At 45.9% G+C, this 767-nt stretch carries 2 tRNA genes and 1 rRNA gene; all 3 read left to right on the forward strand.

Annotated elements, in window-relative coordinates:
• A 16S ribosomal RNA gene (locus CBX98_RS25260) occupies positions 1-272 on the forward strand; the annotation flags it as partial.
• A gap of 66 nt (positions 273-338) precedes the next feature.
• Positions 339-415: transfer RNA gene (locus tag CBX98_RS25265), tRNA-Ile, on the forward strand.
• Positions 416-457: 42 nt separating this feature from the next.
• A tRNA-Ala gene (locus tag CBX98_RS25270) sits at positions 458-533 on the forward strand.
• Positions 534-767: the final 234 nt, after the last annotated feature.

Genomic DNA, 767 nt, shown 5'->3' on the forward strand with positions numbered 1-767 from the left:
AGTGAGCGAATCCCAAAAAGTGCGTCGTAGTCCGGATTGGAGTCTGCAACTCGACTCCATGAAGTCGGAATCGCTAGTAATCGTGGATCAGAATGCCACGGTGAATACGTTCCCGGGCCTTGTACACACCGCCCGTCACACCATGGGAGTGGGCTGCAAAAGAAGTAGGTAGTTTAACCTTCGGGGGGACGCTTACCACTTTGTGGTTCATGACTGGGGTGAAGTCGTAACAAGGTAGCGCTAGGGGAACCTGGCGCTGGATCACCTCCTTATACGATGATTATTGCGATGAGTGTTCACACAGATTGATACGGTTTATAAAGTAAAGAGACGATACTGGGTCTGTAGCTCAGGTGGTTAGAGCGTTCGCCTGATAAGCGAGAGGTCGGTGGTTCGAGTCCACTCAGACCCACCAATTTCCTTCCCAAGGAATTGGCGACAGTATCGACACCTTGATGGGGCTATAGCTCAGCTGGGAGAGCGCCTGCCTTGCACGCAGGAGGTCTGCGGTTCGATCCCGCATAGCTCCACCATCTTTAAGTGTTCTTGAAAAAGAATCTTTAAAAATGGTTTTCATCAGAAAATCTAGCTCTTTAACAATTTGGAAAGCTGACAAAACAACAATTTATTGTTGTTTGTAAAGTTCTCAAAGTATTCATTTATGAATACAACTAAAAACACATTCAAGTGTTCTTGGAATTTGAGTCCGGCAAAATCGAATGTCTCTCGCTCATTCAAATAATGAGAGACAACTTTGGTTGTTTAAC

This window comes from Vibrio sp. T9 (assembly GCF_003123985.1).
GTDB classification, from domain to species: Bacteria; Pseudomonadota; Gammaproteobacteria; order Enterobacterales; family Vibrionaceae; genus Vibrio; species Vibrio diabolicus.